Raw genomic sequence first — 7,817 nt, forward strand, 5'->3', positions numbered from 1 at the left:
GGACGTTCACATGAGGCACTCGTATGTTCTACCCGATCAGCTGCCCGCCGCGGGCTGCTGCTGGGTGATGCAGTGGATGCCGCCCCCGCCCGCGAAGATCTCGCGGGCGTCGACGAGCGTGACCGTACGGTCGGGGAAGAGGCCGCGGAAGAGCTCGGCCGCCTCCTCGTCGCGCGGGTCGTCGAAGGCGCACAGGACGACGCCGCCGTTGCAGAGGTAGTGGTTGATGTACGAGTAGTCGACCCACTCGCCGTCCACCCGCACGGTCGTCGGGGCGGGCACCTCGACGACCTCGAGCGGGCGGCCCCTGGCGTCCGTCTGCGCGCGGAGGAGTTCGACGTTCGCCTTGCAGGGCTCGTGGTCGGGGTGGGACGGGTCCGGCTGGGTGTGGACGAGGACGACACCGGGCGCGGCGAACGCGGCGACGATGTCGATGTGGCCGAGGGTGCCGTAGCCGTGCGGCGGGTAGTCCGTGGTCAGGCCGCGCGGCAGCCAGATCGCCTTGGTGGTGCCGAGCTTGGCGTGGATCTCCGCCTCGACCTGCTCGCGCGTCCACCGGGGGTTGCGCTCGGGGCCGAGCTGGACGGTCTCGGTGAGCAGGACCGTGCCCTCGCCGTCGACGTGGATGCCGCCGCCCTCGTTGACGAGCGGGGAGGAGAGCGTGGGCACGCCCGTGAGATCGGCGACTATGCCGGCGATCTTCGCGTCGTGCTCCCAGGTCGCCCAGCCCTGGGCGCCCCATCCGTTGAACACCCAGTCCACGGCGGCCAGTTCGCCGCTCTCGTCGTCCTTGACGAAGGTCGGGCCGATGTCGCGCATCCAGGCGTCGTCGAGTTCGCGCTCGACGATCTCGATGTCCGGGCCGAGCAGCTCGCGGGCGCCGGCCGCCTGGCCGGGGCCGACGACCATGGTGACCGGCTCGTAGGCGCGTACGGCGCGGGCGACGCCCGCCCACGCCTCACGGGAGGCGGCGAGTTCCGCCTCGTCGGAGAAGGTGACGTTGGGGCCGGGCCACGCCATCCAGGTGCGCTCGTGCGGGGCCCACTCGGCGGGCATACGGAAAGCCATGGGGGGTCCTTACTGGAATCAGAGGAAGTAGAGGCGGTTGAGGGAGACGGAGTCGGCGGGTTCCGAGCGGAGCGGGTCGCCGTCGAGCGTGACGAGTCCGCTGTGTCCGTCCACCCCGACCTCTCCGATACGGGAGTTCAGGCGCAGGTCGGCGGGGCCGATGCCGCGCGTGCCGCGCACGGCGACGCGGCGCCGGCGGGTCGGCATCAGGTCGTTGCCCTGGTCGAGGGCGGCCTGTGCGACGAAGGCCACCGACAGGTCGGCGGGGGTCGCGCCGTGCGCGCCGAAGAGGGGGCCCAGGACGAGCGGCTCGCAGGTGTCGGTCGCCGCGTTCGGGTCGCCCGTGACGCCGTACGCCGGGAAGCCCGACTTCAGGACCATCTGCGGCTTCGCACCGAAGTACTGGGGCCTCCACAGCACGATGTCGGCCATCTTGCCGACCTCGATCGAGCCGATCTCGTGGGCGAGGCCGTGGGCGATGGCGGGGTTGATGGTGAGCTTGGCCATGTAGCGCAGGACGCGCGCGTTGTCGTCGTCCGGACCGTCGCCCTCCATCGGGCCCAGCTCGGCCTTCATCTTCCCGGCCATCTGGAACGTACGGCGCACGGTCTCGCCCGCGCGCCCCATCCCCTGCGCGTCGGACGAGGTGATGCCGATCGCGCCCAGGTCGTGCAGCACGTCCTCGGCGCCCATCGTCCCGGCGCGGATGCGGTCGCGCGCCATGGCGGCGTCGCCGGGCAGGTCGGTCTTGAGGTCGTGTACGGAGACGATCATCCCGTAGTGCTCGGCGACCGCGTCCCGTCCGAAGGGGAGGGTGGGGTTGGTGGACGAGCCGATGACGTTGCGCACGCCGGCCATCTTGAGGACGTTGGGGACGTGCCCGCCGCCGCAGCCCTCGATGTGGAAGGCGTGGATCGTACGGCCTTCGAGGACGGAGAGGGTGTCCTCGACCGACAGGCACTCGTTCAGGCCGTCGCTGTGCAGGGCGACCTGTACGTCGTGGTCCTCGGCGACGCGCAGCGCGGTGTCCAGGGCGCGGGTGTGCGCACCCATGTCCTCGTGCACCTTGAAGCCGGACGCCCCGCCCTCGGCGAGCGCCTCGACGAGCGGGGCCGCGTCGGAGGACGAGCCGCGCGCGAGGAAGCCGATGTTGACGGGCCAGGCGTCGAAGGCGCCGAAGGCGTGGCGCAGGGCCCACGGCGAGTTCACGCCGACGCCCCAGACCGGGCCGAACTCCTGGCCGATGATCGTCGTCACGCCGGAGGCGAGCGAGGCCTCCATGATGCGCGGCGAGAGGAGGTGGACGTGCGTGTCGACCGACCCGGCCGTCGCGATCAGGCCCTCGCCCGAGACGATCGACGTACCGGTGCCGACGACGACGTCCACGCCGTCGAGGGTGTCCGGGTTGCCGGCCCGCCCGATGGCGTGGATGCGGCCTTCCCTGATGCCGATCGACACCTTGCGGATGCCCTGCGCCACGTCGATGACCAGCACGTTGCTGATGACGACGTCGCAGGTCTCGCGCACGGCGGCGGCCTTCAGGTGCAGCCCGTCACGGGCGGTCTTGCCGAAGCCCGCGAGGAACTCCTCGCCCGGCTTCTGGGCGTCCGACTCGACGCGCACGGTCAGCCCGGAGTCGCCGAGCCTGACCCGGTCCCCGGCGCGGGGGCCGTGCACGGCGGCGTACTCGTGCGGATCGATGCTCATGCCTCAACTCCTCCTTCGGGATGTGCTCCCAGGTAGCCGCAGGCCGCGGCCCTGCGCAGGGCCTCCTCCTTCGCGCCGGGCGCGTCCAGCGGGCCGTCGACCAGGCCCGCGAAACCGATCGCGATCCGGTCGCCGCCGATCGGGACCAGGCCGACCTCGGCCTCGCCGCCCGGATCGAAGCGGACGGACGACCCGGCCGGTACGCACAGCCGCATGCCGTACGCCGCCGCGCGGTCGAAGTCGAGGCGCGGGTTGGCCTCGAAGAAGTGGAAGTGGGAGGTGACGCTGACGGGGACGGCCGCGGTGTTGCGTACGGTCAGCCGCACCGCCGGCTCCGGCTCCGGGTCGGCGGGTCCGGGCAGGACCGCGCCCGGGGCGTCGTCGCCCAGGGTCGCGCCGCCGCCGATCGGGGACGACACCACCGCGAGCCGGGAGCCGTCGTCGAAGACGGCCTCCACATGCACCTCGGTCACCACGTCGGCGACGCCCGGCAGCACGTCGTCGGGGCCGAGCACGGACCGCGCCGCCTCGATCGCCTCCGCCAGCCGCCGCCCGTCGCGGGCCGCCTCGCACACCGTGTCCGCGATGAGCGCGGTCGCCTCCGGCACATTGAGCCGCAGGCCGCGCGCCCGGCGCGCCCGCGCCAGCTCGGCGGCTCCGAACAGCAGCAGCCGGTCGCGTTCCGTCGGGGTCAGTCGCACGCCGCCACACCTCCCAGAAGTTTAGAACTTCACTCTAACCATCAGGTTCATGCGTCCGAAACATTGACGCACCACCTTGAGCCAAGTCACATTGAACAGCACTCAAAACTTTGTTGTCCGGCGGACCGGGAGACCCAGCCATGCCGATAGAACAGCGCGGAGTCGACACCATCCCCGACGAGGAGCGCACCAGCGGGCCGCGCGACCTCGTCTCCCTGCTCCTCGGCTCCAATCTCTGCCTGGGCGTCATCGTCTTCGGCTGGCTGCCGCCGTCCTTCGGCCTGGGCCTGTGGCCGTCGGTGACCTCGATCATCGTCGGCACCCTGGCCGGCATCGCGGTCACCGCACCGCTGGCGCTGATCTCGCTGCGCACGGCGACGAACCTCTCCACCTCCAGCGGTGCCCAGTTCGGCGTACGCGGCCGTCTGGTCGGCTCGGTCGTCGGCCTGCTGCTCTCCCTCGGCTACACGGCGCTCACGCTGTGGATCGGCGGCGACGTGATGGTCGGGACGCTGTCCCGGCTGACCGGCCTGCCCGACAGCGGGTCGTCCCGCGCCCTGATGTACACCGTGCTGGCGGCCGCCACGGTCGTGGCGGCGGTGTACGGCTACAAGCTGCTGCTGGGCCTCAGCAAGGTGCTGTCCGTCGGCATGGTCGTCCTTCTCCTGCTCGGCGTCCTCGCCTACGCGGGCGACTTCACCACGGCCGCTCCCCCCGACACCCCGTACCTGCTCGGCTCCTTCTGGCCCACCTGGCTGCTCGCGGCCGTCGCCGCCGGACTCAGCGGCCCGGTCGCCTTCATCACGCTGCTCGGTGACTACACGCGTTACATCTCGCCGCGCCGCCACAGCCCCCGCAAGGTCCTCGGGGCCACCTGTCTGGGCCTGCTCCTGGGCCTGCTCGTGCCGCAGCTGTTCGGTACGTACACCGCGCTGGCCGCCCGCGCCGGCCTCGACTACGCCGGTCCGCTCGTCGACGCCGCACCCTTCTGGTACCTGGCCCCGCTGCTGCTGGCGGCCTCGGCCGGGTCCGTCGGCAACGCCGGCCTGATGCTGTACTCGATGGGCCTGGACCTGGACGCGATCGCGCCGAGGGCCACCCGCACCCGGGCCACCGTGATCGCCGCCGCCGTCGCGACCGCGTTCGTGTTCGTGGGTTCCTTCGCCTGGTCGGTCCAGTCGGCGATGACGTCCTTCGTCCTGCTGCTGACGGCCATCGGCACCCCCTGGGCGGTCATCTCCCTCATCGGGTACGTGCGCTGCGGCGGCCAGTACGACGCGGACGCCCTCCAGGTCTTCAACCGCCGCGCCAGGGGCGGCGTCTACTGGTACCGGTCGGGCTGGAACGTCCGGGCCACGGCCTCCTGGGCGCTGGGCGCGGCGGTCGGACTGGCCGCGGTCTCGACGGCGGTCTACGAGGGCCCGCTGCTGGCCCTCACCGGCGGTGTGGACTGCAGCTTCATCCTCTCGGGGCTGGTGGGCGGCGTCGCGTACACGGCACTGACGGCGAAGGAGCGGGCGGCCGTACACACCGGAGCGGAACCCGTGGCGGAACCCGTGGCCGAGGTCGGGAGCGGGACCCCCACTCACGCGTGAGAAGCGGTGGTACGTACGTGAGGCCGCGCCCGGCAGGGGTGCCGGGCGCGGCCTCACGTACGTACGGCTACGGGCGGTGTCAGCCCAGTTCGTGCGTCCAGCCGTGGGTGTCCTCGGCCGTCCCCGTCTGGATGGCGAGCAGCGCCCTGCGCAGCTCCATCGTCACCTCGCCCGGCTGCCCGTCCCCCTGGACCCACTCCGCGCCCTGGGACTTCACCGAGCCGACCGGCGTGATGGCCGCGGCGGTGCCGCAGGCGAAGACCTCGGTGAGGGTGCCGTTCTCGGTGTCGCGCTTCCAGTCGTCCGTGGAGATCCGGCCCTCCGCGGTCTCGTAGCCGAGGTCACCGGCGAGCCGGAGCAGCGAGTCGCGGGTGATGCCGGCGAGGAGGGAGCCGGTCAGCTCCGGGGTGACGATCCTGGGCTTCTGGCCCGACGCGCCCCCGTACACGAAGTACAGGTTCATGCCGCCCATCTCCTCGACCCACTTGTGCTCCAGCGCGTCCAGCCAGACCACCTGGTCGCACCCCTGCCGGGCCGCCTCGGCCTGGGCGAGGAGCGAGGCCGCGTAGTTGCCGCCGGTCTTGGCGAAGCCCATGCCGCCGGGGACGGCGCGGACGTAGTTCTCGGAGAGCCAGACCGAGACCGGCTTCACGCCGCCGGGGAAGTAGGCGCCGGCGGGCGACGCGATGACGATGAAGAGGTACTCGTTGGCCGGCCGCACACCGAGCCCGACCTCATTGGCGATCATGAACGGGCGCAGGTAGAGGGAGGCCTCGCCGCCGTGCGCCGGAACCCATGCCTTGTCCTGCTGGACCAGCGCGTCACAGGCCGCGATGAACGTCTCGACGGGCAGCTCCGGCATCGCCAGCCGGCGCGCGGAGACCTGGAAGCGCTCGGCGTTCGCGTCGGGGCGGAAGGTGGCGACCGTGCCGTCGGGCCGGCGGAATGCCTTCAGGCCCTCGAAGATCTCCTGCGCGTAGTGCAGGGTCATGTTGGCCGGGTCGATCGACAGCGGCGCGTACGGCGTGAGCTGCGCGTCGTGCCAGCCACGGCCCGCGGTCCACCGGATGGTGACCATGTGGTCGGTGAAGTGGCGGCCGAATCCGGGGTTGGCCAGGATCGCCTCGCGCTCCGCGTCGGACAGCGGGTGCGAGGAGGGCTTGAGCTCGATCGTGGGCGTCGTCATGAGTGCGTGTCCTTCACCGGTTGTGTGTGGTGGACCGCGCTCACGCCTCTGGTAGGACGTCCGAGCTTCCCCTCATACCGCGGCCCCGCGTTCGATTATCGCCCGTGGGAGTGCGTGCAGGAAACGGCGTGCAGTGCGGCCCGGGGTCGATGGTCCCACCCGGCCGCGGCAAAGCACAGCCGCCGGGTATCTGCGACCCGGCGGCTGTGGGAGGAGTCCGTCGGGTCAGCCCGCTACGCGTACCGCGAGCGCGTCGCCGATCTCGTCGGTCGTACGGGTGGTGCCGCCGTCGCGCTCCGCGAGGTCGGCGGAGACGGCTTCCTCGATGCGGACGGCCTCGGCCTCGAAGCCGAGGTGGCGCAGGAGGAGGGCGACGGAGAGGACCGTGGCCGTCGGGTCGGCCTTGCCCTGGCCCGCGATGTCGGGCGCGGAGCCGTGGACGGGCTCGAACATCGACGGGAAGGCACCCGTCGGGTTGATGTTGCCGGAGGCCGCCAGGCCGATGCCGCCGGTCACGGCGGCGGCGAGGTCGGTGAGGATGTCGCCGAAGAGGTTGTCGGTGACGATGACGTCGAAGCGCTCCGGCTGGGTGACGAAGAAGATCGTCGCGGCGTCGACGTGCAGGTAGTCGGTGGTGACCTCGGGGTACTCCTGGCCGACCCTGTCGAAGATGTTCTTCCACATGTGGCCGGCGTACACGAGGACGTTGTTCTTGTGGACCAGCGTCAGCTTCTTGCGCGGACGCGCGTCGGCCCGCTCGTACGCGTCACGGACGACGCGCTCGACGCCGTACGCCGTGTTCAGGCTGACCTCGGTCGCGACCTCGTGCTCCGTACCGGTGCGGATCGAGCCGCCGTTTCCGGTGTACGGGCCCTCGGTGCCCTCGCGCACGACGACGAAGTCGATCTCGGGGCGGCCGGCCAGCGGCGTCGCGGTGTTCGGGAACAGCTTCGACGGACGCAGGTTGATGAAGTGGTCGAAGGCGAACCGCAGCTTCAGCAGCAGCCCGCGCTCCAGGACGCCGGACGGCACGGACGGGTCGCCGATCGCGCCGAGCAGGATGGCGTCGTGCTGCTTGAGGGAGTCGAGTTCCGCGTCCGGGAGGGTCTCTCCGGTGCGGTGCCAGCGCTGCGCGCCGAGGTCGTACTCCTTGGTCTGCAACTTCACGTCCTGCGGAAGGACGGCATTGAGGACCTTGAGCCCTTGGGCCACGACCTCCTGGCCGATGCCGTCACCAGGGACCACTGCGAGATTGAGGCTGCGAGACATGTCGGCACCCTACTCCCGCGTCCCACCCCCTGACATCGAGTGTCCGCCATTCGGACTCATCGCCTCGGCGGATTCCGTTCGCCCTCCGTAGCGGCCGGAGTCGGCCACTACGGGGAAGTCCTCCCGCGCGGCCGGTCTCCCGTGCCGTACGGGATGCCCGCCGACCGGGGCCGTCGAGGACGGCGAGGGGCAAGCCGGTCCCGGCCGGAACCCCGGCCGCCCCGACCCGGCACGGGGCGGGATCGCGTACGTCACGGCGGGCCGCGTACGCCCGGACCCGTACGGGTCCGG

6 protein-coding genes are annotated in these 7,817 nt (G+C 71.7%); 1 reads left to right on the top strand and 5 read right to left on the bottom strand.

Annotated features, from left to right (window positions below; translation table 11 throughout):
• Positions 1-36: 36 nt before the first annotated feature.
• The 3 genes from ABD374_RS22060 to ureA are packed head-to-tail and all read right to left on the bottom strand — an operon-like array spanning position 37 to position 3,476.
• Positions 37-1,068, bottom strand: a complete 1,032-nt coding sequence (locus ABD374_RS22060) for an agmatine deiminase family protein (protein WP_344497320.1) — start codon at positions 1,066-1,068, stop codon at positions 37-39.
• 18 nt (positions 1,069-1,086) lie between these two features.
• Positions 1,087-2,775, bottom strand: coding sequence for an urease subunit alpha (locus tag ABD374_RS22065; RefSeq protein WP_344497321.1), 1,689 nt, complete (start codon positions 2,773-2,775; stop codon positions 1,087-1,089).
• A complete protein-coding gene (ureA, locus tag ABD374_RS22070) occupies positions 2,772-3,476 on the bottom strand; it encodes an urease subunit gamma (protein ID WP_344497322.1) in 705 nt (234 codons plus the stop codon). The genes ABD374_RS22065 and ureA overlap by 4 nt, the downstream gene beginning before the upstream one ends.
• A 140-nt stretch (positions 3,477-3,616) precedes the next feature.
• Here ureA and ABD374_RS22075 point away from each other — a divergent pair, with 140 nt between their 5' ends.
• On the top strand, positions 3,617-5,071 hold the full coding sequence (locus ABD374_RS22075) for a cytosine permease (RefSeq protein WP_344497323.1): 1,455 nt from the start codon (positions 3,617-3,619) through the stop codon (positions 5,069-5,071).
• A 79-nt stretch (positions 5,072-5,150) separates the two neighbouring features.
• Here the strand turns inward: ABD374_RS22075 and ABD374_RS22080 are convergent, their stop codons facing one another.
• Positions 5,151-6,257, bottom strand: a complete 1,107-nt coding sequence (locus tag ABD374_RS22080; protein WP_344497324.1) for a branched-chain amino acid aminotransferase — start codon at positions 6,255-6,257, stop codon at positions 5,151-5,153.
• Positions 6,258-6,482: 225 nt separating this feature from the next.
• Positions 6,483-7,526 carry a 3-isopropylmalate dehydrogenase gene (locus ABD374_RS22085; RefSeq protein ID WP_344497325.1) on the bottom strand — a complete coding sequence of 348 codons (1,044 nt, stop codon included), beginning with the start codon at positions 7,524-7,526 and terminating at the stop codon, positions 6,483-6,485.
• Positions 7,527-7,817: the final 291 nt, after the last annotated feature.

This window comes from Streptomyces enissocaesilis, assembly GCF_039533765.1.
Taxonomy (GTDB): domain Bacteria; phylum Actinomycetota; class Actinomycetes; order Streptomycetales; family Streptomycetaceae; genus Streptomyces; species Streptomyces enissocaesilis.

What these genes read in the sequence shown, in the direction of transcription:
- ABD374_RS22085 (WP_344497325.1), bottom strand. Translation starts at nt 7,526, where the DNA reads ATGTCTCGCAGCCTCAATCTCGCAGTGGTCCCTGGTGACGGCATCGGC.
- ABD374_RS22065 (WP_344497321.1), bottom strand. Translation starts at nt 2,775, where the DNA reads ATGAGCATCGATCCGCACGAGTACGCCGCCGTGCACGGCCCCCGCGCC.
- ABD374_RS22060 (WP_344497320.1), bottom strand. Translation starts at nt 1,068, where the DNA reads ATGGCTTTCCGTATGCCCGCCGAGTGGGCCCCGCACGAGCGCACCTGG.
- ABD374_RS22075 (WP_344497323.1), top strand. Translation starts at nt 3,617, where the DNA reads ATGCCGATAGAACAGCGCGGAGTCGACACCATCCCCGACGAGGAGCGC.
- ABD374_RS22080 (WP_344497324.1), bottom strand. Translation starts at nt 6,257, where the DNA reads ATGACGACGCCCACGATCGAGCTCAAGCCCTCCTCGCACCCGCTGTCC.